The following is a 1,978-nucleotide window of genomic DNA, read 5'->3' as shown; positions in this document are numbered from 1 at the left end:
AAATTAAATTATTGAAATATATTAGAAATTTCTTCTAGTGATTCAATTTGTTCTCTTAAATAATTAATTAAATTAGATAAATTAGTGTGCATTTCTAACAATTTATTTAAAGTTCCGTTATTTGGAATATTTGTAAAAGCAATAATATAAGCTATTTGATTTTTTTGATTTATATATTCTTGTATTTCTTTTTTTTTATTAATAATAATTTCTTTATTGATGTGAATATTATTTGATTTTTCCATTGCCATAACTTGATTACTATTGTTTATGAAAAATAATCCCAACAACATAAATAAAAAAATACTTATTATTTTAAATTGATTTTGTAATTTGATCATTAATGAAATCTCCTTTTATAAAATAGTAAAATTTACTTTTTGTATTAAATTATTTTTAAATAATTTTATTAATTATTAATAATTGGCAGATGCATTATTTGCGTTATCTTCTTGATAAATTATTAAAAAATTATTTAATCTTCGTTCTCTTATATTTAAATAGTTGACTTGTCTATTTAAATGTATAAGTTATAAAATAGCTTTAAAACGAACATCACCGTTAGAATTTAATATTTGAATAATACGGATAGATTAATTGCGTTTTATTCAGCGATTTGTATTTGCTGTTGGCCCCCGCCCAAAAAACCGGACAAGCGAGTTTCCCAGCATCTGGTTTTCCCTAATTCACTCTCTTTCGAGGACTAATTTCCCCTCGCGGTTGATTAGCCATTTATTCTTATTTTTATTATTTTCCTAATATCTTGTATTTATTGATTTGTTACCTTTCGATGACAATCTTTACATAATACTTTTTTCTTTTATTTATGATCCTTTGGCGATTCGCGTTGCGAACTGTCCCAATGTGGTGAATTTGTAGTTGAGTTGTTTTGTCGCAGTTCTCACAACGTTCCGCTTTTAGACGGTCAATTAGATACGTACGATTCTGGAATATAAATCTATTGATGGTAATATTAGGATTTCCCTTATAGTTAAGCATTTTTTTAATTTTATCCCAAGAGTAGACGACCCAAGGTTCGTATTGGAGTCTTCCTTTATTAAGATAAGGAATACTCCAAGTTGAGCCTGTATTGAGTTTCTTTCGAATTCTGGCAATCGACGTTTCCCGTTTTCTTGCCAGTGTCTTCAAACAGCTATCTTCAGCTAGAGAATTTAAATAGATTAAAACACCTAGATTGTTGGCTAAACAAAAGTATTGGATTAACTCCTCTAACAATTTGTTTTATAGGTCCAGATTATTTCTAATTCTTCTCTCTTCGCTAATGTTTCATCGTGTTTCACCTTTCCCTTTTTTAACCAATTATATTCGTCTCCATATTCTTCGGCTTTCGCTTGGGGAATTTGGATTTGAACTTTGCCGTTTAGGGAATTCCGTGTGGTCTTCCCTTTGCGGGTTTTATTGGTGGGGTTTACCTTAATCATGTAGGATAGAAACCTAGTTCCTTTGCTGGCTTTAACAATCTTTGACTTATTCTTGCTAATGGTAAGTTTCAAATCTTGTTCTAACCATTGCGTTACTTGATTCTTAATCCTATCAACTTGGTCATACTGAACTGTTCCGTTTTTTTAGACAATTTTTGATTTAAAATTATGCTTGAAAACTAAAATTAAGTTGCTAATTTCCTATCTTTTCAAACCAAAGAAATATTTTATGAAATTAAAAAAAAGTGTCTAAACTTTTTTGATAATTTTTTTGTTTCCAGAGATATTTTTTTATATTTTATCTCTTCACTATATATTTAAGCAAAAAAAGAGAAAAAATCGCGAACAAAATGAAAAGAAAATGATATTTATATATCAAATTTAACTTTTTTCTTTAAAAAAAGGCGCACTCAAGTAACCTTTTTCAGGTCAGCTTAATACCGTTCAAAAATTAACTTCGATTTTGAATATATTGGATTGGCGTGGCATAGTTTAATTTCCTTAAAATCCACTACGTATTCCGAAATTGGGGAAAA

At 28.4% G+C, this 1,978-nt stretch carries 1 protein-coding gene and 1 pseudogene; both read right to left on the bottom strand.

The window, feature by feature from the left end:
- Window positions 1-8: 8 nt before the first annotated feature.
- On the bottom strand, window positions 9-341 hold the full coding sequence (locus OC698_RS03005; protein ID WP_304513213.1) for an SVM family protein: 333 nt from the start codon (window positions 339-341) through the stop codon (window positions 9-11).
- Window positions 342-769: 428 nt separating this feature from the next.
- A pseudogene (locus OC698_RS03350) lies at window positions 770-1,559 on the bottom strand (group II intron reverse transcriptase/maturase); the annotation flags it as partial.
- Window positions 1,560-1,978 lie beyond the last annotated feature (419 nt).

Source organism: Candidatus Phytoplasma gossypii, assembly GCF_030586975.1.
Classification (GTDB): Bacteria; Bacillota_I; Bacilli_A; order Acholeplasmatales; family Acholeplasmataceae; genus Phytoplasma; species Phytoplasma citri.
This window is presented reverse-complemented; position numbering and strand designations above follow the sequence as displayed.

What these genes read in the sequence shown, in the direction of transcription:
- OC698_RS03005 (WP_304513213.1), bottom strand. Translation starts at nt 341, where the DNA reads ATGATCAAATTACAAAATCAATTTAAAATAATAAGTATTTTTTTATTT.